The organism is Paenibacillus sp. FSL L8-0708, assembly GCF_038009325.1.
GTDB classification, from domain to species: domain Bacteria; phylum Bacillota; class Bacilli; order Paenibacillales; family Paenibacillaceae; genus Paenibacillus_AQ; species Paenibacillus_AQ odorifer.
In genome coordinates this window covers 279,359-302,166 of record NZ_JBBPBC010000001.1, presented here as the reverse complement: position 1 = coordinate 302,166, position 22,808 = coordinate 279,359, and the positions used below count along the sequence as shown (strand labels likewise).

At 41.8% G+C, this 22,808-nt stretch carries 20 protein-coding genes; 11 read left to right on the top strand and 9 right to left on the bottom strand.

Features of this window, described 5'->3' with window-relative positions; genetic code table 11:
* Nucleotides 1-40: 40 nt before the first annotated feature.
* From NYE58_RS01395 to NYE58_RS01385, 3 genes are all read right to left on the bottom strand, one after another.
* Entirely contained in the window at nucleotides 41-1,303 is a 1,263-nt protein-coding gene (locus tag NYE58_RS01395; protein ID WP_076275928.1) for a PucR family transcriptional regulator, read from the bottom strand.
* A 486-nt stretch (nucleotides 1,304-1,789) separates the two neighbouring features.
* Nucleotides 1,790-2,923 carry an alanine dehydrogenase gene (gene ald / locus NYE58_RS01390; protein WP_341004226.1) on the bottom strand — a complete coding sequence of 378 codons (1,134 nt, stop codon included), beginning with the start codon at nucleotides 2,921-2,923 and terminating at the stop codon, nucleotides 1,790-1,792.
* Between the two features lie 281 nt (nucleotides 2,924-3,204).
* Entirely contained in the window at nucleotides 3,205-4,431 is a 1,227-nt protein-coding gene (locus NYE58_RS01385) for a Zn-dependent hydrolase (RefSeq protein WP_076275926.1), read from the bottom strand.
* A gap of 220 nt (nucleotides 4,432-4,651) precedes the next feature.
* Here NYE58_RS01385 and NYE58_RS01380 point away from each other — a divergent pair, with 220 nt between their 5' ends.
* Genes NYE58_RS01380 through NYE58_RS01365 form a run of 4 tightly spaced genes read left to right on the top strand, consistent with a single transcriptional unit; the run spans nucleotide 4,652 to nucleotide 9,692 of the window.
* Nucleotides 4,652-5,710, top strand: coding sequence for a glycosyltransferase family 2 protein (locus NYE58_RS01380; RefSeq protein ID WP_076220588.1), 1,059 nt, complete (start codon nucleotides 4,652-4,654; stop codon nucleotides 5,708-5,710).
* Entirely contained in the window at nucleotides 5,707-6,834 is a 1,128-nt protein-coding gene (locus tag NYE58_RS01375; RefSeq protein ID WP_341000926.1) for a polysaccharide pyruvyl transferase family protein, read from the top strand. Before NYE58_RS01380 ends, NYE58_RS01375 begins: the two co-directional genes overlap by 4 nt.
* On the top strand, nucleotides 6,809-8,356 hold the full coding sequence (locus NYE58_RS01370; protein WP_076126979.1) for a sugar isomerase: 1,548 nt from the start codon (nucleotides 6,809-6,811) through the stop codon (nucleotides 8,354-8,356). The genes NYE58_RS01375 and NYE58_RS01370 overlap by 26 nt, the downstream gene beginning before the upstream one ends.
* Before the next feature lie 19 nt (nucleotides 8,357-8,375).
* A complete protein-coding gene (locus NYE58_RS01365) occupies nucleotides 8,376-9,692 on the top strand; it encodes a glycosyltransferase family 2 protein (protein ID WP_076220995.1) in 1,317 nt (438 codons plus the stop codon).
* On the opposite strand, the gene NYE58_RS01360 is transcribed toward NYE58_RS01365, so the two are convergent.
* Nucleotides 9,678-10,778: a threonine aldolase family protein gene (locus tag NYE58_RS01360; protein ID WP_076275923.1), complete on the bottom strand. Its 1,101-nt coding sequence runs from the start codon at nucleotides 10,776-10,778 to the stop codon at nucleotides 9,678-9,680. The genes NYE58_RS01365 and NYE58_RS01360 overlap by 15 nt on opposite strands.
* 157 nt (nucleotides 10,779-10,935) lie before the next feature.
* Between NYE58_RS01360 and udk the strand changes: the two genes are divergently transcribed.
* The 5 genes from udk (at nucleotide 10,936) to NYE58_RS01335 (ending at nucleotide 15,892) form a co-directional block, all read left to right on the top strand.
* Nucleotides 10,936-11,562 carry a uridine kinase gene (udk, locus tag NYE58_RS01355; protein WP_036687251.1) on the top strand — a complete coding sequence of 209 codons (627 nt, stop codon included), beginning with the start codon at nucleotides 10,936-10,938 and terminating at the stop codon, nucleotides 11,560-11,562.
* Between the two features lie 147 nt (nucleotides 11,563-11,709).
* Nucleotides 11,710-13,302, top strand: coding sequence for a spore germination protein (locus NYE58_RS01350; protein ID WP_076219031.1), 1,593 nt, complete (start codon nucleotides 11,710-11,712; stop codon nucleotides 13,300-13,302).
* Nucleotides 13,303-13,305: 3 nt separating this feature from the next.
* A complete protein-coding gene (locus tag NYE58_RS01345) occupies nucleotides 13,306-14,505 on the top strand; it encodes a Ger(x)C family spore germination protein (RefSeq protein ID WP_076126972.1) in 1,200 nt (399 codons plus the stop codon).
* 21 nt (nucleotides 14,506-14,526) lie between these two features.
* Entirely contained in the window at nucleotides 14,527-15,639 is a 1,113-nt protein-coding gene (locus NYE58_RS01340) for a GerAB/ArcD/ProY family transporter (protein WP_341000925.1), read from the top strand.
* Nucleotides 15,640-15,661: 22 nt separating this feature from the next.
* Nucleotides 15,662-15,892, top strand: coding sequence for a hypothetical protein (locus NYE58_RS01335; RefSeq protein WP_254847760.1), 231 nt, complete (start codon nucleotides 15,662-15,664; stop codon nucleotides 15,890-15,892).
* A gap of 30 nt (nucleotides 15,893-15,922) precedes the next feature.
* Here the strand turns inward: NYE58_RS01335 and NYE58_RS37410 are convergent, their stop codons facing one another.
* The 5 genes from NYE58_RS37410 to NYE58_RS01315 form a co-directional block, all read right to left on the bottom strand.
* Complete coding sequence (locus tag NYE58_RS37410) at nucleotides 15,923-16,198, bottom strand: ArsR/SmtB family transcription factor (RefSeq protein WP_367946839.1); 276 nt, start codon at nucleotides 16,196-16,198, stop codon at nucleotides 15,923-15,925.
* A gap of 88 nt (nucleotides 16,199-16,286) precedes the next feature.
* Complete coding sequence (locus tag NYE58_RS01330; protein WP_076275921.1) at nucleotides 16,287-17,318, bottom strand: LacI family DNA-binding transcriptional regulator; 1,032 nt, start codon at nucleotides 17,316-17,318, stop codon at nucleotides 16,287-16,289.
* A 164-nt stretch (nucleotides 17,319-17,482) separates the two neighbouring features.
* Nucleotides 17,483-18,316, bottom strand: a complete 834-nt coding sequence (locus NYE58_RS01325) for a carbohydrate ABC transporter permease (RefSeq protein WP_036687243.1) — start codon at nucleotides 18,314-18,316, stop codon at nucleotides 17,483-17,485.
* Nucleotides 18,316-19,158 (bottom strand): carbohydrate ABC transporter permease, encoded by an 843-nt coding sequence (locus tag NYE58_RS01320; RefSeq protein WP_036687240.1) that lies wholly within the window; start codon nucleotides 19,156-19,158, stop codon nucleotides 18,316-18,318. The genes NYE58_RS01325 and NYE58_RS01320 overlap by 1 nt, the downstream gene beginning before the upstream one ends.
* A gap of 160 nt (nucleotides 19,159-19,318) precedes the next feature.
* Nucleotides 19,319-20,701, bottom strand: a complete 1,383-nt coding sequence (locus NYE58_RS01315) for an ABC transporter substrate-binding protein (RefSeq protein WP_076126963.1) — start codon at nucleotides 20,699-20,701, stop codon at nucleotides 19,319-19,321.
* 333 nt (nucleotides 20,702-21,034) lie between these two features.
* Between NYE58_RS01315 and NYE58_RS01310 the strand changes: the two genes are divergently transcribed.
* The gene (locus tag NYE58_RS01310) at nucleotides 21,035-21,685 is read left to right on the top strand and encodes an N-formylglutamate amidohydrolase (RefSeq protein WP_076192573.1); all 651 of its coding nucleotides are present in this window, start codon (nucleotides 21,035-21,037) and stop codon (nucleotides 21,683-21,685) included.
* Nucleotides 21,651-22,799, top strand: a complete 1,149-nt coding sequence (locus NYE58_RS01305; protein WP_143761864.1) for a hypothetical protein — start codon at nucleotides 21,651-21,653, stop codon at nucleotides 22,797-22,799. The genes NYE58_RS01310 and NYE58_RS01305 overlap by 35 nt, the downstream gene beginning before the upstream one ends.
* Nucleotides 22,800-22,808: the final 9 nt, after the last annotated feature.

Genomic DNA, 22,808 nt, shown 5'->3' with positions numbered 1-22,808 from the left:
GGTTATTGTACGTGTTCGTCACCGGGTTGGTGCTTAATTCTCATGATTCCCTGGCATCCACGAACCACTGGTTAAGCTGCCGTGTCTCTTCCGTCAAAATATCCAGGAAAATAGAAGTGCGATAACCCGTATCCTTCAAGCTTTTGCCCGTAATCTCTGCAATTCGGTTTAATCTATAAAGCAATGTATTAGTGTGTATATGTAAAAAAGCCGCGGATTCCTTTAAATTGCCGCTTAATGATAAATAGACAGCGATCGTTTTGAGAAAATCACTTTTATGCTCGCGATCATGTTCTTTTAGCGGATATAGCAACGGGCTTTTACGAATTCGACTGCGCTTTTGCTCCATAATAGCCGGTATATAAGCCCAAAATCCAATCTCCTCGTACAATAGCAGCTCCCGCCCATGAAAAGGCAGCAACTTTTTGATCTCCACAATGGATACCGCTTCCCAATAGGCAATAGCCGCGGACATATATTCAGTGTAATCGAGACTACAGCCAGCAGCCAGTGTGCAGCCTTCACTCTTATACATATCCTCCATTGTTTTATGCAGGAATGAAGATAATCCACCCGCCCCTTCGATCACAAAGCTGAAGGAAAACAAAATAATCAGCCGATTATGCTCAGCCGTCAGAAATAGTAATTGCAGACCGGAATAAGATGCCATAACCTGCCGAAACCGGAGTATTAAATGATCATCGATTACCTTGTCACTTTCAAACACGCTAATATAATATTTTTCCGGCAAAAGAATGGACCAAAATTCCGCATCCTTTTTAATATTTGCTTCGTTGTCGTAGTGGGAGGTAATCAGCTTCCAGAAAAAGTCCTCATGCGTTTTGTCCTGCTTCGTTTTCCAGCCTCGCTGCTTAAGTAAATAACGGCCTACGATACCTGCCGCCTTCTCAACGATATTTTCGGCATGCCCTTCTACCAGGTTGCCTGTATCTACTACCCATATGTACCCGAGAATTTCCTTTTGATGTTTAATACAAATGGCCAGCCGGGGACCAAGTCCCACCTCCAGCACTGCAGGAATTCGAATGGGATGTGCCGCGCTCTCCAGCTGCTGCATAATCCCTTTTTTGCGCAAGCCAATAATCACAGCGTTAGGTACACGCTTCCCGATAATCGTTGAAATCCGCGCGGAGTCACTCTCAAATTCATGCGAGCTGTAGCCAATCACATGATGATTGCTGTCCTCGATGGTAACTTGAGACTGTAGCGATTCACTTATCGTATCCGCCAATGATTCCATACTGTCGAAGAAACGATCAAATAATGGATCCTTATCTGTCACTAGCTTCACTCCCACCTGAAGAATAACCAAATCCTGTACTCTAGAGTGATTTCATTATAGTATGCATCCCCCTAGCTGACTATAAGATAAATAGCTGGTGTAGGTGAGGGGCGAGATCGGCTTGTTGAGGAAGGTGTTTGGGACGGGGATGATTGGTGGGGGGTGTGGGGAGTTTTGTCGGGGTATTTGGGAAGGTTTAATAGTTGTTGGTGTTTACCAAATGTTATAAGTGGTTTTTAGGGAATAACCCCCGGAAATCTCCATCAAAGCTTTCACCCGATCCATCCAACTTCACTACTTAATCTATCCACCATAGCACCGTACGAGCAAACAACTACTGTATCTAATTACACTGAAACGCAATCTATTTACTTTAACGCCGTACTGACCAACTTCCACCCGGTCTCCACCGCAAGAAACGCCAAACAGCAAGCTCCCCGCAGAGAGCTTGCTGTTTGGCTCATTCCATTATGGAACGTGTCTATTTTAGATCAATGTGAATGTCTGCTCCATGGCTTGCTCAACCGTATAAGGTGTCTCACCCAACGCTTCGGCAACAGCTTGGCAGGTGATTCTGCCATTGGCTACATTCACGCCGCTTCTTAGGCCGTCATTATCCTGAATCGCCTTGATCACACCTTTATTGGCAATTTGCAGGGCATATGGAACTGTAACATTTGTTAAGGCAATAGTTGAGGTCTTAGGAACAGCGCCTGGCATATTAGCCACGGAATAATGCAGCACGCCGTGTTTCACAAACACGGGATTATCATGTGTCGTCACTCTGTCGATGGTTTCTACAATACCACCTTGGTCAATGGCCACGTCAACGATCACTGATCCCGGCTTCATGGTCTTGACCATTTCTTCTGTAACCAGCTTCGGTGCTTTAGCACCCGGAATTAACACGGCACCTACCAGCAGATCCGCTTCAGCCACTGCTCTGGCAATATTATAAGGGTTAGAGATCAACGTATTGATCTGTGCTCCAAAAATATCATCTAATTGACGTAGTCTCTCCGCACTGAGGTCAACTATCGTAACATCTGCGCCTAAACCAATAGCCATCTTAGCTGCATTAGTACCTACTACACCGCCGCCAATGATACTCACTTTACCTCGGCTAACGCCAGGAACTCCGGAAAGAAGAATACCTTGTCCGCCGTAGTTCTTTTGCAGGAACTGCGCGCCCAATTGGACGGACATCCGGCCAGCTACTTCGCTCATCGGTGTTAACAGCGGCAAGGTGCGTCCATGAACAACCGTCTCATATCCGATCGCAAAGACGCCTTTGTCTTTTAGCGCAGCAGCCAAGGCAGGCTCTGGAGCAAGATGAAGATACGTAAATAGAATAAGGCCTGGACGGAAATAGGGGTACTCAGTTGCTAATGGTTCTTTTACCTTCATCACCATTTCAGCAGAGCTCCAGACCTTTGCTGCATCCTCAATCAATTGTGCTCCGGCAGAGACATACTCTTCGTTAGGAAATCCGCTGCCCACACCGGCTCCAGCTTCTACGAGCACTTGATGACCTTCAGTAATTAAACTAACTACACCCGCAGGGGTTATGGCAACACGATTTTCATTGTTTTTAATTTCTTTAGGTACTCCGATAATCATCATTCATCTCTCCCATCTAATGTAGATCCCTTATGTAAAGAATGATAACATATGATTAGCATTCCCATTTTGTTAAAAAATTAAAATATTATCTACCATGATTGTGTTTTTACACAAAGGATCAGACTTAACTGCCCATTAACCTTTAACCATTTTGGTACTCAACACAACCATCTTTATTATCTCATAAAAAAAGACACCCTATAGAGTGCCTTTTTGACGTTTTTGTATGAAATTAAAGCGACTACCTTATCGCACGATGTTATATTAAGTGACATTACCTATCTTGATAATAACAACATCACTGTTTCTAACACTACATTTACCCCTTTTTCGCAGTCTTCATAAGAGGTTAGTTCCTCTTCACAATGGCTTTTACCCTTCACGCTAGGCACGAACACCATTGCGGATGGCAGAAAGCTGGCTACGAATTGTGCGTCATGCCCTGCACCACTTGCGATCTTTCGACTGGAATAACCCAAGGTTTGAGCCGCTTGCTCCACCAAACCACACACATTCTGATCAAACCACACCGTATCTCGGCCCCAAAGCTTAGTCTTGCTTACTTCACAATCCAGCAGTTGCTCTGGCAAACCGTTGATAATGGCTTCCACTTCACGCACAATCTCCATCTCTTTATGTCTGGCTTCAATGGTGAAAATCACTTTATTGGGAATGACGGTATGGATATTAGGAAGCACATTCATTCTGCCCATGGTATACACAAGCTCGGAATCGAGCGCCCCCAGCTTGCTCCGCAGCTCAATAATCAGATCTGTGGCAGCAAACAAAGCATCTTTGCGCATCGCCATAGGGGTTGTGCCCGCATGATCGGATTCTCCCGTCACCTCAATCTCGTAACAGGCCATACCAACTACACAGTCAACCAGCCCAATCGTCAGCTCCTCTTTTTCAAGAACAGGCCCTTGCTCGATATGAAGCTCCAAATAAGCGGTGGCTTCGGTGATACGATTGCTCATTTCTCCCTTATATCCACTCTTCTCCAGCGCTTCACCAAAGGTGATGCCTGCCGGATCTTTTTTGTTCAACATAACACTTTTATCAAACTTTCCGGACAGCACACCAGAGGCCATCATCGATGGCTCAAAACGCGCCCCCTCTTCATTCGTAAAATTCATAATCGTCACCGGAAACTTCGGCTTAATCCCGTAATCTACAAGCGTCCGCACCACCTCTAGACCCGCGATAACCCCTAGGACGCCATCGAATCTGCCCCCTTTTTTCACAGTATCCATATGCGAGCCAATCACAATCGGAGGCCCGGAAGTTTCGCCTGCCAGTGTGGCATACATCGTCCCCATATCATCCATCTTCACAGACATTCCGAGCTCTTCACAACAGGCACGAAAATAATCCCGAACTTTAAGATCCTCTTCCGTCAGCGATAATCGGGTCACGCCATTTTTATCTGTACGCCCATGATCGGCAAATGCCTCGATTGTATTCTTCAGTCTCTCACCGTTCACGAATATTTTTTGCAGCTGCATCCCAGATCCCTCCGCTTCGAGCATTTTATTGGCTTTCTATCTATGTTAAACCAAACCATAATATTTTCATTTTACATATTGTAATAACTATTATTCACATGATGCTACAACGAGTAGAGCCAGCAATAAGTAAACTAAAGTAGTATATACAATCTTTTCATACGAGGGGTAAGCTTAAGATAGCTTATCATCCAGTTTTCCACAGGAAAGGAGCGAGCCCATGAATCTAAGCCTTGTGATCCCGGTATACAATATAGAGCAGTATATAACCCCTATGTTTAATTCACTGCTTGACCAAAGCGATCCGCATTTCGAAGTCATCATCGTAGATGATGGTTCTACGGATAACACTTACAACGTTATAGAAAAGATTCTTTCGCGTAATCCCGCCCTTTTCTGTAAAGTCATTCGAACGGAGAATCATGGAGTAAGCGCGGCTAGAAATAGGGGATTAGCTGAAGCCACAGGTAATTATGTTCTTTTTGTCGATGGAGATGATTATGTCTCCGCAGACTTGGTCTCAACCCTTCATTCTTATACTCAAGATGAACAACCCGAGATTATTTGCTGGGGTTATAATCATGTCTCAGAAGGCAGAGAAACTCTATTAAGCTGTACCTCTGATTTCAGCGACGTGACGGGAAGCGAAGCACTGGCGCGGATTTTCGTGAACAAAAGCTTGCGAATATGGACAGGGAGTATCGCTTATAAGCGAGAATTCTTACTTCTCCACGGGTTAGGTTATACAGAACGCTGTGTGAATGGAGAGGATCAAGAGTTCATCTACAAAGCCTTGTCCAGAGCGGCCAGAGTCATCTCAATCCCGGATATACTATCATTTTATTTACAGAGAAACTCCTCCATCTCCAACAGCTATAACGTGAATAAATTCGATGTAGTGGATGCTTTCAAAAGGGTGGATGAATATTTCAAAACCTATCCCTTTGCTGAACTAGATACGATCTCACCTTTGTTAATGAACCGGGAGCTGATCGAGAACTACTTTTTCAACCTCAAAACCTGTCTAAATGGTACGGAAGGGGTAAGCATTCAGGAATTACTTCGTGACATCAACCATACCTATCCCAAGCTCAATCAAGAAATGGATGAACTCATAAGACGTTATAGAGGAGATAATCGCAGATTAACCCTTTATATCAGAACATTTTTAATCTCCCCGCTTCTATATCACAGATTCATCTCTGTGGAGAGAGGCTTATCCAGGTTCAAGCGAAACCTACTTAAAGGGAACGGAACCCGAAAGGAATCTAGAATATGAAAAAGATGCTGATATACGCCTATACCGAATTTAATCTGGGCGATGATCTATTCATTAAGGTGCTGTGCGAAAGATATACGGATACCAAATTCAGAATTTGCGCACCACGCCTCTATAAACAATGTTTCAAAGAGCTCCCTAACCTCAAAGTGTATCCTTCCGATTCCCTTCTTCTAAGAGGCATTGGCTATATTTGCAGGAAGCTAAAGATACATAATGTGGCTCACAAATATCTGGCAGATCACTCAGATGGCGTCGTTCATATCGGCGGCTCAATTTTCATGGAAGCAGACCACTGGGCAGAGCATTTCAAGAATGCAGAAGTCATTCGTAATCAAAATAAGCCTTACTATCTGTTAGGATCTAATTTTGGCCCTTTTACAAATCAAGAATACTATGATGAGCACAAGCGGATTTTCAAGGATTATACAGATATATGTTTCAGAGAACAGTACTCTTATGATTTATTTAAGGATCTGGATAATGTCCGCTTAGCCCCAGATATTATTTTTCAGCTAGACCCGCCAGATATTCCAAACGAACCGGAGGATTACATCGTCTTATCCGTTATTAAACCTTCTGCGAAAGGTCTGAACGGTTTTGACAACCTCTATTATGAAAAAATGAAAGAACTCGCAATTTATTTCATTGAAAAAGGTTACGCGGTTCATTTCATGTCATTTTGCGAACACGAAGGCGATCAACTGGCAATTGAAGAGATTCAGCGCCTTATCGGTCCCTCCTACAACGATGCTATTCAAGTGCATTTATATAAAACGAACATGGAAGAAGTGTTGTCCGTGTTAGCTAATGCCAGTTCTATTGTGGCTTCAAGATTCCATGCAATGATTCTGGGCTGGGTATTTAATAAACCGGTGTTCCCCGTAGCCTACAGCAAAAAAATGATCAATGTAATGGAAGATGTTGGGTTCACAGGTCTGTATGCCGATTTCAACACGCTGGAACAGGTCCAGCCTGCACAGATTTTTGAAAGTATGATCAACCACTCTATGGATGTCACACTGCAAGCAAAACAAGCCGAAAGACATTTCGAGCATCTAGATACGTATTTACCGCTTTACGAAAGGGGGATTCGTTATGAAAGCCAAGCGGAGCATTCTTAACTTATCCTTTGGACTGGGAAGTCAACTCATCACGATTATCCTCGGTTTTTTTATACCCAGACTGATAATGGTCAACTATGGCTCTGAGGCCAATGGGTTGATCGCTTCGATTGTGCAGATTATTAGTTATTTGGCGCTGCTGGAAGCAGGTGTTGGGGCTGCCTCGATCCAAGCACTTTACAAGCCGGTAGCTTCGGATAATAAAAACAATATCAACTCTATTCTGGCTGCCACCTCCAGCTATTATAAAAAAACAGGTATTTACTATTTCTTCGCCGTACTGCTACTCGCCATCGTGTACCCGCTAGTGATCTCATCTGAGATCGATAAATTATCGATTATGGTCATTATTTTGCTTACGGGGATGGGCGGAGCAATCAATTATTATTTTCAGGGGAAATTCAAGGTCCTGCTCGCTGCGGAGGGAAAAAGCTATGTAGAGACTTCTATTGTCACTGTGGCTAATATTATGAACAGCCTGATCCGGATTCTGTTATTACTGCAAGGTGTGGACATTATTGCGGTTCAAGCTTCCTATTTTATCTTAACTTTACTTCAAATCATCGCTTTCTATATTTATATGAATAAGAATTACAAGTGGATCAACCTGAATCTCAAACCAGACTATGAAGCCATTGGTCAAAAGAATTCCGTATTAGTCCATGAAATCTCCTATTTGGTGTTTAGAAATACGGACGTACTTATATTAACCATCTTTACGAATCTAAAAATCGTCAGTATCTATGTTATGTACAATATGATTTTTACGATCGTGGATAATATCGTCCAGACCATAAACGGAAGTGTGAAGGCTGCCCTCGGGCAAAGCTACCATGAGAGTAAAGAAGCATTTATTAAATTTTATGATGCTTACGAAGTGTATTTTATGGGGCTTATCTTCTCGATTCTAACGGTGGCTTACATTTTGATATTACCCTTTATGAAATTGTATACCGCTGGGGTAAACGACGTGAATTACATTGATATGTGGCTGCCGGTCTTGTTCGTAGTCATCAAATTATTAACCAATGCCAGAACGTCTTCCAATAATGTGATTACCATCGCTGGACATTTCAAAAAAACACAAAACCGTTCCATTCTGGAATCCGCCATTAATCTGGTGGCTTCTGTTGTCTTCGTAATCTTCATGGGAATTTACGGTGTACTGATGGGAACGATAGTTGCCCTCCTATACCGCTCCATAGATATTGTGATTTATGCCAGCAAACATTTGCTGGACCGCAGTCCTTGGGTCACTTTTAGAAGATGGCTTACGAATGCAGTAGTTTTTGTAGGTATTATTCTAATCACCACCGCCATCGACATCCCAATCCATTCCTATCTGGGGCTTATGATCTGGGGTGTGCTTCTAGGGCTAGTGATCTTGCCTGTATATTTTGTAATCGGCTCTTTAATGGAACGGGAAGTCTTCCTCTATACATGGGAACATCTCAAAAAGTATCGATACAAACTCAAAAATAAAATTAACGCTCAGCCTGAGGTAAGTGGTTTATCCAAATAACACAACAGGAGGACTGGAAATGGATCATAGCGAGGTTTTGCAGCAAGCCTGTTACGTCTTTCTAAACGACCTAAATGACGAAATAAACCATTCACCTACCATCCAAATAGAGGATACAGAACTATTGCAAAGATGCCGCCAGATCATAGATCAAGAACAAAATGTACAAATCAAACCTTATCTGGAAACCTTATCTGAGGTTATTCATGCCTTTCTGACGGGGAGGGCTTCAGAGGATACTTTGAAATTCTATCTGTCTGAACAATTCAACATTGTTGCCAGTGATATCGCAGGTTTAATTCAGGGGTTGGTTAAAATGGAAAGCCGCATTTCGGATACGGAAATTTCCTACCCAACAGTCCAATCCTTATCCGATTCTCCCAAGATCAGTGTCATTATCACCACCTATAATAGAAAAGAATTCCTATATCAAGCGATCCAAAGTATCTTAATGCAGGACTATCCCAATAAAGAGATTACAGTGATTGATGATTGTTCTACAGATGGCACGAAAGAGTTAATGCAGCAACACTTTGGGGCGGAGCCACGGGTCATTTACATGCGCAATGCTACCAATAGCGGACCTGGAAATAATCGTCGAAAAGCTTTTGCTGCACATGGTGATGGGGAATATGTTCTTTTTCTCGATGATGATGATTATCTGATCGACATGAATTATTTCAGTAAAGCAGTCCGCTTCCACCTCCTTCATCCCGAAATTTCATTTGTAGCTGCGAATGTGTTCCTGGAGTATTCCAAAGCCAAACAACTAAAAATCTCCAATCTGCAGCTTAGCAGCATTATTAAGAAACGCGATTATTTCATGAATTTCGAGAAAAAAGGATATCCAAAACCCGCCTCTACTTTAACTACTGTCTTTAAACGAGAGGCCTTAATGGCTATGGATATCCTAGATATGAATATGGTCAACGATGCTTCCATCTATTTGCGTTCCCTGCTGGTAGGTGATGCGGGCTTCATTGATGTGATTGCCGGCGTGTACAGAATACACGGGAACAATATCACCTTTAATCTGAGCCAAGGATTTTTAATTGAGAATCTGGAAGAAAAGAAACTCATTAAGAATATGGCCGTGCAGAAATATGGATATAACGCACAGGAAATGACGGAATGGTTCAACCACAATGCTTACGATACGATCTCATACTATTTATTAAATTCTGCAAAAGACGCTACAGACTTTAAATTCATGTACCATTGGGCGCTTAACCATTGCCCGCTGATCTACAATCAATTAAAAAATGAGTTTCGCATGAAGCTTATTAAAAAACAACTATTACGAATCTCCTTACTCCGCTCGCTACTCGGCAGATGATTCGCTCATTAGCTTATCGAGCAGCAGAAAAAACTCTTTAAGCTTTTCTTTCGGGATGTCGGCATACTTGTCTCCAATGCTGATCTCACAATAAGAAGTATGTTCCCCGGTAGCTCTTATACCCGCGCTTAAACCGATTCCTGACGCCTCATACACCGCTGACAGAATCGGTTCAATTTGTTCCTTAGACATTTGAAAATGCATGTGAAACATATTGGAGACAGGTTGAGCGGGCAGAGTGGTTACGTCGTGACATTGATTAACCCAAGCAGCAAGCTCCTTTGCACCTTCATAATACTGCTGCATGTTGCCTTCTCTTTGCTGGTAATAATAATCAGAAGAAATGATGTACGGATATAAGCTGATTAAGTCTCCACCATGCCGCCGTTTCCATATCTTTGATTGCTTCGTAAGATCTTCACTGCCTGCAAGAATTGCCCCAGCGATTCCTCCAATTCCTTTATAAAAGGATATATACACACTATCAAAGAGTGCAGAGATTTCAGCTGCTGACTTCCCGTAATACGGGAGGATCTCAAATAATCTTGCCCCATCCAAATGCAATTTAATGCCGCGTGCACGGCAATGAGCAGAAATAGCTTCAAGCTCCGTGTACTCTGGCAGCTGACCACCAATCTCGCGCTGGGGTAATTCCAGCAACAGACAGGCGATATCCTCCTTTAGGTTCGCCACATCCTCCAAAGTGATTAATCGGTTCTTGTCCGCAAGCAAGATAGGCTCAATATGATGTAATTCCTTCAGGCCATCCTGCTCATGGATCTCCAAGTGACATAAGGGATGATAGGCTACTTTTTTCACCTCTTTTTCATCGCACCAAATTCTTAAAGCGATTTGCTGCGCCATCGTTCCGCTCGGAAAGAAAACCGCGGTTTCTTTGCCCAGGATATTCGCCATTTTCGTCTGGAAATCTTCAATCACTTCGCCCGTTCCATAAATATCAGATGCCGTACTGTTCTCTACGGCTGCCAAGGCTTCCTTCAACACTTGCACATCTCTATTCCCATTCCCTGCGATTCGATAGGCCGTTTCATTAAAAGCCTCTTGTACGGTTTTTTTTCCGTTCATTCGTTGGATAACCCCTTCCGGATTTGCCTTGTCCCTAATATAGACGAATTTCCAAAAATCCCATCTTAATTTTACCCGATCTAAGGTGAAAAAACATGAGCGCTGTGCTACAATATTGGAATTGCAACGGCAATCTTAGGGAGGGTTATTGAATCACATGCTCATTATTGGTATCGCCGGCGGCACCGGCTCGGGAAAAACAACCGTAGCCCGCTCCGTCATTGACCGTCTTGGAACGGGAAAGGTAACTTTCATATCTCAAGATAACTACTATAAGGATCACTCACATCTCAGCTTTGCTGAACGTGAATCCATTAATTACGATCATCCTTTCGCTTTCGATAACGAGCTGCTCATTGAGCATCTTAAATCTCTGCGCGAAGAACAGACCGCATTCGCTCCCGTGTATGACTTTACAGTCCATGCCCGCTCCACTACAGAGACGGTAGAACTGAAGCCAAACAATATTGTAATCATTGAGGGACTCCACGTCCTTTCTGACGAGAATCTCCGTGAAATGCTCGACATCAAGGTATTCGTGGATGCCGATCCTGATGTACGTATTCTCCGCCGGGTCCTTAGAGATATTGAAGAACGTGGACGGAGCATCCAGTCGATCCATCATCAATATTTGAGTACAGTTAAACCCATGCATGAAGCTTTTATCGAACCATCCAAAAAATACGCTGACCTGATCATCCCTGAAGGTGGCCATAATGAGGTTGGTATTCAGTTGTTGTCCATCCTAACGGAGAAGCATCTATATAACGATTGGACGTCTTAAAGTCTTAATTAAGCGCTTCTAGCTAGCTGCAGAGAATCTCTCTGCGGCTTTTTTTGATATGCGTTGACCCATCCGTGGTTCAGAATAATCCCACCTCATTATGGTAATAGCTATATTTACAGCACCAGCGGAAGAGGGATAACAACTATGGGATTTCTGAACAGAACAATAACAAAAGTTTTTAAGAACCCTTCATTAGGGCACCCTAACCCCACTAAAGAATTACCCAAGGAACCTATTAAAGAAAAACTTCAAGATAATATTCAATATATAAAAACAACACTCGGCAATAGTACAGATCTCGTGATTAGAGAATTCTTTATTGGTTCCAAACACCAGATTAAAGCAGCTATTTTCTATACAGATGGATTGGCGGATAGTAAAGCTATTCAGGATTTCATTCTGGAATCACTAATCTTAGAACTTCCAGATCCAAGTCTTGATACACAAACAACCAACTATCAATTATTAAAAGATCACATGCTCACTGTAGGGGATATTAAAGATACGACGGAGTTCAATTCTTTATTCACCTCTCTATTATCCGGAGATGTGATCCTCTTACTCAATGGATATACCAAAGGGTTCACCATAGGCATGCGTGACTGGAAAGACCGTGGCGTAACGGAAAGTGCCACTGAAACGGTGATTCGTGGACCTAAGGAAGCCTTCACAGAAAGCTTACGCACGAATACCGCATTAATCCGGCGGAAAATAAAAGACCCCAATCTCTGGTTAGAAACACAGCAAATTGGACGTGTAACACAGACAGACGTAGCCCTCATGTATATCAATGGCATTGTTAGTGATGAGATTCTGCAAGAAGTCCACTCACGTTTAGATCGGATCGACATTGACGGTATCCTGGAAAGTGGCTATATCGAAGAATTAATCGAGGATGAAACCTATACCCCATTTCCAACCATCCATCATACGGAACGCCCTGACGTTATAGCAGCTGCTCTTATGGAAGGAAAAGTAGCCATATTAGTAGATGGGACTCCTATAGTAATGACGGTGCCTACCTTATTTGTTTCCTTCATGCAGACGGCGGAAGATTATTATCAACGTGCTGATGTTAGCACCTTAGTACGAATGCTTCGATACTTCAGTATTTTCATTTCACTACTTGCCCCATCTTTGTATGTAGCTATTACTACCTTTCATCAGGAGATGCTGCCCACAACCCTGCTGATCAGTCTAGCCGCACAACGGGAGGGCGTGCCGCTTCCAGCATTTATTGAAGCACTCTTAATGGAGCTTGCCTTTGAGATTATACGAGAAGCGAGTGTACGAATGCCTCAAACCATAGCCCAATCTGTATCCATTGTAGGCACCCTAGTGATTGGGACTGCGGCAGTTGATGCCGGCATTGTTTCTGCTGCCATGCTTATTGTCGTCGCTATTACTGCTATCTCCAGCTTTGTGCTGCCATCCTTCGATCTTGCCCTGACCATCAGAATGCTCCGTTTCCCAATGATGTTCCTTGCTGCATCCTTTGGATTGTTTGGGATCATTATCGGCGTTATTGCGATAGTTCTTCACATGTGCAGCTTACGTTCCTTTGGAATTCCTTATTTGAGCCCGTTTGCTCCCTATAATCTCGCCGATCAAAAGGACACCTTTTTCCGAATGCCGCATTGGGCTATGTTTACCCGCCCTAGACTTATCAATAAAAAAAATATCGTTCGGGAAAAGAGTTCACCACCGGAGAAACCGGGAGATCTCACGGAGGAATAATTCATGAAACGAAGATCGCTTCTGATTTGTGTTCTTATTCTCATGCAAATATTTGTAACAGGTTGCTGGAGCCGCCGAGAATTAAATGATCTTGCGATTGCTGTAGGAATAGGTATCGATAAAATCGGAGATCAATATCAAGTTTCTGCGCAAGTGGTCTTACCCAGTCAAATCGCTGGCTCAAAGGGGGGCTCTCCTCAGGCACCAGTCAACCTTTATAAAGCGACGGGAAATACCGTATATGAAGCCCTTAGAAAAATCACAACCGTTAGTCCACGTAAAATTTATATCTCTCATTTACGAATCCTAGTCCTTGGCGAGGATTTGGCTAAAGAGGGAATCAGCGATGTTCTTGATTTCATGTCAAGAGACAACGATACGCGAAATGATTATTTTATAGTGGTAGCAAAGGATGCGAGGGCAGAAGATGCGTTGAAAATATTAACCAGTCTTGAAAAGATTCCTGCCGTGCGATTGTTTTCCAGTCTGGAAACCTCTGAGAAAAATTGGGCACCTACATCTACTGTGACATTAGGAACCCTAATTACAGAACTTGTGAGTAAAGGTAAAAATCCAGTCTTAACAGGTGTTGTCATCGATGGAAGTGTAGATGAAGGAGAAACTCCGAAGAATGTTGAAACGGTAGACTCTCCAACGGAATTGAAATACTCCGGATTGGCCATATTCAAGGAGGACAAATTGATTGGTTGGCTAAATCCAGAGGAATCAAAAGTGTATAACTATTTAACCAATAAAGTAAGGAGCACTGTTTTCTATATCCAATGTCCCGAAGGTAAAAAGGTTTCACTTGATGTATTTGAAGCCCGTTCCAAAATGAAAGGCAGCATCCATAGTGGCAAACCAGAAATCACTATTGAGCAGCATTTAGAATCAGATTTAGGAGAGGTACAATGCAGAAATCTTGATCTAAGGGACCCAAAGACCATCACTCAATTAGAACAAATCGCCAATAAAAAAGTAATAAATCTATTCGAAGCTACAATTAAAAAGGTACAAACTGAATACAAAAGTGATATTTTTGGATTCGGCGAAATCATCCATCGTTCTAACCCGCAGGCGTGGAAGAAACTGCGAAACAATTGGGATGAGACCTTTGTTAACCTTCCAGTAAGCGTAAAGATGGATATTAAGATTCGCCTGTTAGGGAAAGTGACTAACTCTTTCCTAGAAGAGGCGAAGTGATGAATTGGAGTGAACAAAACCATGTTGGAAAAGGGAAAAATAAGTACTCGCCAGCTAACCTTACTGGTTATGCTCCTTACTATTGGGGATTCCATCCTTATAATCCCTTCTTCATCCACACACTACGCCACACAAAACGCCTGGATTTCCACTTTAATTGGAATGGCATTAGGTTTGCTGGCCAACTATATGTACAGCAAGTTCGCAAAGTTATATCCCAAATTAACGCTTATTGAGGCAATTCAAAAGGCCTTCGGAAAATGGCTTGGGACTATTCTATCGCTTATGACTTTATTGTTTTTTCTTATAGTTATCGCTGGAAGTATGAGGGAGATCAGTGATTTTGTGATTTCAGAAATGTTGCCTGGAACTCCTATCCCGGCCATTCTGCTCTTATTTATACTTATCGTAATTATGGCAACGCGGCTCGGTATTGAGGTTATCGGACGAGCGGGAGAGATCTTCACTCCAATGGTCGTTATCCTATTTCTGATCCTGACGGTCGCAATTGTTCCTCAGATGGAAATTATCAGAATATTCCCCATCCTGGAAGATGGAATAAAGCCAGTACTGAGAGGGACTATTCCCATTACGGCCTACACCTTTTTAGAACCAGTCGTCTTTCTAATGATACTTCCTTATGTAGATAAACAACAAAAGATAACAAGGAGTTTTTTACAAGGCACCCTCCTAGGGGGGACTGTAATTTTCATAACGCTCATCGTCTCCATACTGGTCTTAGGTCCGGATCTGACGGCCAGAGATATATATCCCAGCTATAACATCGCAAGGCGCATATCTGTTGGTGGAATCTTTGAGCGGGTGGAAGCCATGATAGCTCTACAGTGGATGTTAACTTTCTTTATAAAAGTAACTTTGTATTTCTATGCTTTTATTCTGGGGTTGTCCCAATTATTAAAATTGAAGGAGTATCGAGTGTTATCCTTACCGACAGGGTTGATTTTGGTCGCACTAGCACCTCTTATAGCCCCAAATTACACTTATTACGGCGAAATTTTTGATAATTATTGGGTGTATTATGTTATAACCTTTGGGTTATTTCTACCCCTGGTTTTGTTAAGCGTAGTAATGTTCAGAAGAGCACTGAGCAAAGACTTAATATCTCGAAACTAAATGGTTTGGGAGGTTGTGAATATTGGGTATAGTAGTGATTCTCATAGTTGTAGCCGTTATAGCAGCCATTGAAGTTCCCCTGATGTGGAGGAAAAAATTAATCAAGGAGATGTGGGTTTTCTCATTTCTTCTGTTGCTGGGAACCTTCTTCAGTCTTATTAATGCGTTACATATTTCGGTCTCTAACCCATTGGGATGGATGATATTTATCTATAAACCCGTCTCCGATATGGTAAATGCCTGGTTATCCTAAAATGGGACTGAACCATTCCCTTGAGATGGCTTAGTCCCCATGATTAAACGACGTTGCCAAATCAGCAAGCGCCCTAAAGTTTGTTGCTAGCCGTTCACGCGCCAGCCAGTAATAGACTTCCTGGCCTCTCTTTTTATGGTCAACAATGCGGGCATCCCGTAGGATTTTGAGATGATGTGAAATCGCTGGCCTGCTTATTTCGAATTCACCTGCAATTTCCCCAACATTCAGCCGACCTTTATTCCCTAATAACGTAACAATCCGAATCCGAGTAGGATCACCAAATGCGGTGAGAAACCGTGTGATGCTGTTGATATCGTTAGGTTTAATCTCTTGCGGTTCTATCTCCCCACCCCGATTCGTAAATAAACTTAAACATACTCACTTGTTAAAACTACAATAAAGACCTCGTAGACTCTCTAACAATTAATTCTGCCGGGAAAATCTGATGCGCATGCTTAACCTTCTTATTGATGAGATCAAAAAGAATCTTAATCGTTGCTTCCGCAATCTCAACTACCGGCTGTTTGATGGTAGTAATAGAAGGATTATAATAAAAAGAAATATCCAATCCGTCATAACCAGCCACAGAGTAATCTTCCGGGACTCGCTTGCCTGCTTCGAATATTGCCTTACAGGCGCCAATAGCCATACTATCCGATAAGGTAAAAATAGCGGTGAACTCTTCCCCTAACTCTAGCAATTCTTTTGTAACCGCATACCCATTCTCCATGCTGTAGCTATCAATATCCTCTTTCATTCGCCGTACCAGTTGTTCATTATAAGCTATGCCATGATCAGCTAAAGCCTTTTTATAACCCTCGTATCTTAACTTACCTATACTTACATCTTCTTCTGGAGCAGTAATGACCGCAATTTTCTCATGCCCCTGATTACATAAATAGTCGACAATTTTATAGCTCTCATTTAAGTCATCGACAGATACAGATGAATAGTCGCTCAAATCAAACTCTTCCGTCATCCCAATCGTACTAAGGACAAATGGAACCGTTAATTGCTGTAATTTCTCTTGAGAGTGTGAGAATAAACCTCCTAAAAAGACAATTCCCTTCAGCCTTTTTTCTTTCTCCAGCTCAATCGCCACTTCGATCTCATCTTGATTCTCATCAACTCGCTGTAGGATGAAGGAGTATTTCTTGCGTTGAATCTCTTTTTCGAACACTTTGATCATCGGGCTAAAAAATGGATTGGATATCCCTTTAATCAATACTGCAATCGTTTTCGAATCAGAACGTTTTAAATTTCTTGCACTGTTGTTCGGGACATAATGATTTTCTTTGATAACCCTCATAACCATCGCTTTTGTTTCTTCATTAATATCCGGATGATTGTTAATAGCCCTTGATACAGTAGTCACGCCAACACCGCATAATTTGGCGATGTCTATAATAGTCAGTCTCTCCATTTCTATCTATCCTTTACTTGTTAGTATCTATCAAACTCCTTAATCCTTATTCAACTTCATAGTCAAAATAAGAAAGCAGGGGATTCCTGATGGTCACCCACCAAGAAAAACACCCTACTCGCTTCTTACATGAATATTAATTTATTTAACGAGGTAGATCAAGCTTAACCCTTAACCGCACCTGCAACGACACCTTCGATGATGTACTTTTGACAAGTCAGGTAGAAAATGATGATTGGCACAATAGCTAAGACCAGCATCGCCATCATAGCTCCCATGTCAATCGATCCGTATCCACCTTTTAGGTACTGGATCGCAATAGGAATCGTTTTATATTCTGTACCAATCAGCAGGTCTGGCAATAGGAAGTCGTTCCATACCCACATTACATTAAGGATAGCTACAGTTACAGCAATAGGTTTCAGGATGGGCAATACCACTTTAAAGAAGGCCTGAGGTGGATTACAGCCATCAATCATTACCGCTTCTTCAACCTCAAGCGGGATAGACTTCACAAATCCGCTAAACATAAACACAGACAGCCCTGATCCAAACCCTAAATAGATTAAGATAATCCCAATCGGATTGTCGAGATGCAGCACGTTTGCAGTCTTAGTCATTGTGAACATAACCATTTGGAAAGGCACGATCATCGAGAATACAAACGCATAATACATCATGCCTGTGAATTTGGACTTCACCCGGGTAATGTACCATGCAGTCATGGAAGTAAATAACACGATCACAGCCACCGAGCATACCGTAATAAACAAGGACATTCCGAAGGCACTGAAGAAATCAATCTTTGCTACACCACTAGTATAGTTCTTTAAACCAACAAACGTAGTCTCATTAGGGAATAAGAACGGCGTATCACTAATGTAGAACTTACCCTTGAAGGAGTTCATCAGAACAATAAAAATAGGAGATAAGAACGCAATGGCCAAGACCAACAAAATGGTGAATATAGAGTAATCTTTTGCTCTAGTCTTTTGCATTAGTTCTCAACCTCCTTTCTTCTAGTAATGACAAGTTGTATTAAGGCGATTAAGGCTACTAAAGCAAAGAATACGACGGCTTTCGCTTGACCGACACCTTCCCATCCTGATTTTCCGTAGAATGTATTGTAGATGTCCAGTGCTAACATGGAGGTCTGCTTAGAAGGAGCACCAGCGGTCAACGCTAAGTTCTGGTCAAACAATTTAAATGAATTGGATAAGGTTAAGAATAAACAAATAGTAATGGACGGCATTACGAGTGGAATAGTCACATTACGCAAAATCTTAGAACGTGAAGCTCCGTCAATTCTTGCGGCTTCTACTATATCTTTAGGAACATTCTGAATACCTGCAACATAGATAATCATCATGTACCCTATCAATTGCCAATTCATAAGAACGATTAGTCCCCAAAATCCATACGTTGCATCAGAGGTCAAAGTGACACCAAATTTGTACAAAATCCCATTAAAAATCAGCTGCCAGATGTATCCTAATACGATACCGCCTATCAAGTTAGGCATAAAGAAGATCGTTCTAAATACGTTGGTACCTTTTAGCTTTCTAGTTAATAACATCGCCAAGATGAAGGCGAACACATTAATAGTAAGAACAGATAAAACTGTGAATTTAACGGTGAAACCTAATGCATTTAGAAACTCTTGATTCGAAAAAGCTTTAGCGTAATTGCCAAACCCTATCCATGTTGCATCATTGACTGTAGTAAACTCTGTAAAAGACAAATATATACCCAAAAGAAAAGGGATCACAAAGGCAATTCCAAAGGCTATTATGGTCGGTAATGCAAAAAGAGCAAAATATTTTTTTATCGATTTTTCCATGGAGTCTTCTCCTATCTCAGTATGGAAAATGATGAAACAGATGTAGCAAGATCCACTCCAATTGTTGCTTAGTGCCACTGAATCCCGAGGGAGCCCAGTGGCACTAAGCTTTTATCTGTATGACAACTGAGAGTTATTCAAGCATCTTTCCATGCATTTATTATTTTGCTTTTTCAGCCTTCCAAGTGTCCTTGAAGATGGTTACAACTTCATCCCAAGTTTTGTTTCCTTGAGCGTATTGCAAGAGGGCATCACCAAAGACGTTTTTGAATTCTTCACTTGGGAATGCTGCGAATGTCCAAGCTACAGAAGTAAGATCTTTTTCCATCCAAGCAGATACTTCTTTAGCAAGTGGATCTGCTGGTTTTTCGCTGTCTTCAAAGGTATTGAATGGTGCGATGAAACCTAGATCGTTAGTTACATAAGCTTTACCTTTTTCACTGGAGAACAACCATTCCAGGAAAGCGATAGAAGCTTGTTGGTTCTCAGCAGATACTTTGCTGTTGATTGCGAAATAGTTTTCTGTACCTACAGCCAAACCTTGTTTTTCTTCGCCTTCCATACCTGTGTAGATAGGCAAGAATTTGATTTCTTCAGCTTTAACTACGTTACCGTCAACATCGTTGATTTGTGACCATGCCCAGTTACCATTTTGAACCATAGCTGCGTTACCAAGTGCAAATTCAGCCATGGAGTCAGCTACGGATTTACTACCCAGCAAGGATTCTTTAGTTACAGAGTTCTTGATGTACAGATCGAAGATGTTTTTAAATTTATCGTTGTATTTGAATTCAACTTCTTTAGAAGCTAGACCCGCAAGAACGGTGTTGTCAAACTCAGTATTGTCTTTGAATTCATAGTACAGCGGCAAGTTTGCAAGGTGAGTCTGCCATCTCCATTGCTCACCAGCAGCGAGGGAAGTGGAGGCGAATACACCTTTAATGCCCAGTTGGTCTTTTTTAGCCGTCATATCTTCTACTACTGCTTTCAAAGTGTCGAAGTTATTGATCTCAGTTGTGGAGGAGATCGATACCGCTTTATCAGCCAAAGCGAAGTATTTCTTCATAATTGCGTCGTTGTAGATGATGCCGTATCCTTCAACTACGTAAGGGATACCATACACGCCTTCACCTTCAGTTACAGCCAAGCTTTTGTCGGACAGATAGCTGTAAAGCTTAGTATCTTTCAAATCCAAGGTGTAATCTTTCCAGGATTGAAAACCAACAGGTCCGTTAATTTGGAAAATAGTTGGCGCTTCAGACTTGGAGATTTCGGATTTCAATTTAGTTTCGTAAGTACCCGCAGCAGCCGTTACGACTTTTACCTTAACTCCTGTTTCTGCTTCGTAATCCTTAGCGATCTTTTCATATATTTCTGCAATCTCAGGTTTGAAGTTCAAGAAATAAACTGACCCTTTTTTACCAGATGTAGCGTTTCCATCATTGGATGCAGAATTATTTTCTTTATTCCCACATCCTGCCGCTAAGACAACAACCATAGACATTACTAACATGAGCCCTAAATATTTTTTGATATTCTTCATTCTTCTTCCCCCTCGTACTTTTTATTAGATTACTTCGCATGAAGACGTTCCGATGCTGTTAGTGAAAATTATGTCAGCGTTTTCATTTGCTTAAGTAATCCCCAGCCTACTTTTTGGTATCCTTCTCGGTATCCTTATCGGTAACGTTTTCAATTGAAATATTAGCACACCATTTTGAACTTTTCAATAGCCAATCTTTTAGAATCATTTTATGGAAAAACTGCCCACGGCAAACCTTGCAAGCGTTATAATAGATTCATCCTTATTCATGAATGGTGAATGCTTAGGACATACTAATGGTTAACGACCCATTAAATAACTATGAATAGGTGATTGCATATTTTATCTCTGATCGAACAGTATGAGCTACAATTCTCCAATAATAATTATTTTGGCGATATCGGGGTAGATCCCTCTTACTCCATTGTAGAAGGCTCCCTTCCTGTACTAGTCTCAGCTCCACATGCCATTAATCATTTTCGAGAACATGCTGTAAAACCAGCTGACATGTATACAGGCTCCCTTGCCCTCTTGTTACAAAAGCTCACCAATTGCTACTGTATTTATTCGAATAGCTTTTCCAAAGAAGACCCAAATTACATCTTAGGTGGAGAATATAAGGCGGCGCTACGAGCGCTTGTCAAAGAACATCGCATTCAGTTTGTGATCGATCTGCACGGAGCTTCCAAACTTCGAGAGTTTGATATTGACCTAGGGACACTGTACGGAACCTCTATACGAGAGAATAATTTAAATGACGTCATAGGCATCTTTAACAATAATGGTATTACCAATGTTCGACAAAATCATACATTTTCTGCATCCCATCCTGGAACGATTACTTCATATTGCGCTAAGGAATTGTTAGTTCAAAGTATTCAAATTGAAATTAATCGAAATTATCGTAACCCGAATGCGTTTGATTTATTCCAAAAAACCATTCATTCCCTTGAACAAATCATTAAACTATTGGGCGGTGTCTGACATTATTATCGAGCAAACCTTTACTATTCTAGACAAACAAAGCCTTCAACCTCGTGAAGAAATCACAATGAACTCCGAAGAGTTAAAGGAATTAGGTTTAGTCCAGCATATCTTCGTTGATCTTACAGCAGAGAATGGTGTCAAAGTCAGCTGTTTAATTTTATCGGCAGATGAGGTGCCAAGAGGTACAATCCAATTATCCAAGCGGGCAAAGGACAAGCTCGGGGACTGCCTGACTACAGGATTAACAATAACGAAGCCAGAATACGACACAGTTCTTCGGGGAATTCCTAAAGTGGACGAGATTGCCAAACCCTATGTAAAAGCCTGTCCAGCACTCGTCCGTAAATATACAAATCAAGTAGAACTTATCAATCCCAAAAATGGCTTCCGGGTAAACCTAACTTTACGAGAAGATAGCACAGCCAAACCGAATACCCTTTACTTCAACAGATACATCATGTTATTGCTTGAAACCCATTCCGAGGGGCATGATCCATTAATCATTACTCGCGCTAGGACGCGTTCTCAACCCAAGCCAGGCATACATAAACTTATAAATCAACTGATCCAACGGCCCTTAAGTGCATTAGGGAACTTTTTTATTGGCAAAAGAGAGCTCACCCTCAGAGTGGGTCATCCTTACCCTTTTGATGAGCACCAGAATTTATGCAGAATTCATCCGAATGTTAGAAAACTGCTAGGCATGGAAGAAACAGATCAGATCGTGATCTCCTATAATTCCAAACAAATCACCATCCCCATCTTAGACATCGATACGGAGCATATTGCCCAGTCAGTCAAGCTTCATGCGGATAATGAGCAGCTTAAATTTGTCGACAGCCACTTATTTATCGGGATCACCGCCTTATCGCGTAACGAGTTAGAAATCCCAAGCATCGGCACATCAGTTACCGTAAAAAGAAGTATGTACTCCTTATTCCTAAAGCACTTAAACAAACTGGTCTTACCTGTTATCGCTTTGTTGTTCACCATAGTACAGCTATATAAAGATTTGAACTGGAGCATCGCTCTGACCGTCATCATTTCTCTTGTGTTACTTCCGATTATCATCTACACAACACTATCTGAGGAACGCGCCAAAATTAATTAAATGGAGGGA

Excerpts from the sequence above, each read along its gene's own strand:
- ald (WP_341004226.1), bottom strand. The coding sequence starts at position 2,923 with ATGATTATCGGAGTACCTAAAGAAATTAAAAACAATGAAAATCGTGTT.
- NYE58_RS01385 (WP_076275926.1), bottom strand. The coding sequence starts at position 4,431 with ATGCAGCTGCAAAAAATATTCGTGAACGGTGAGAGACTGAAGAATACA.
- NYE58_RS01380 (WP_076220588.1), top strand. The coding sequence starts at position 4,652 with ATGAATCTAAGCCTTGTGATCCCGGTATACAATATAGAGCAGTATATA.
- NYE58_RS01375 (WP_341000926.1), top strand. The coding sequence starts at position 5,707 with ATGAAAAAGATGCTGATATACGCCTATACCGAATTTAATCTGGGCGAT.
- NYE58_RS01370 (WP_076126979.1), top strand. The coding sequence starts at position 6,809 with ATGAAAGCCAAGCGGAGCATTCTTAACTTATCCTTTGGACTGGGAAGT.
- NYE58_RS01365 (WP_076220995.1), top strand. The coding sequence starts at position 8,376 with ATGGATCATAGCGAGGTTTTGCAGCAAGCCTGTTACGTCTTTCTAAAC.
- NYE58_RS01360 (WP_076275923.1), bottom strand. The coding sequence starts at position 10,778 with ATGAACGGAAAAAAAACCGTACAAGAGGCTTTTAATGAAACGGCCTAT.
- udk (WP_036687251.1), top strand. The coding sequence starts at position 10,936 with ATGCTCATTATTGGTATCGCCGGCGGCACCGGCTCGGGAAAAACAACC.
- NYE58_RS01350 (WP_076219031.1), top strand. The coding sequence starts at position 11,710 with ATGGGATTTCTGAACAGAACAATAACAAAAGTTTTTAAGAACCCTTCA.
- NYE58_RS01345 (WP_076126972.1), top strand. The coding sequence starts at position 13,306 with ATGAAACGAAGATCGCTTCTGATTTGTGTTCTTATTCTCATGCAAATA.
- NYE58_RS01340 (WP_341000925.1), top strand. The coding sequence starts at position 14,527 with ATGTTGGAAAAGGGAAAAATAAGTACTCGCCAGCTAACCTTACTGGTT.
- NYE58_RS01330 (WP_076275921.1), bottom strand. The coding sequence starts at position 17,318 with ATGGAGAGACTGACTATTATAGACATCGCCAAATTATGCGGTGTTGGC.
- NYE58_RS01325 (WP_036687243.1), bottom strand. The coding sequence starts at position 18,316 with ATGCAAAAGACTAGAGCAAAAGATTACTCTATATTCACCATTTTGTTG.
- NYE58_RS01320 (WP_036687240.1), bottom strand. The coding sequence starts at position 19,158 with ATGGAAAAATCGATAAAAAAATATTTTGCTCTTTTTGCATTACCGACC.
- NYE58_RS01315 (WP_076126963.1), bottom strand. The coding sequence starts at position 20,701 with ATGAAGAATATCAAAAAATATTTAGGGCTCATGTTAGTAATGTCTATG.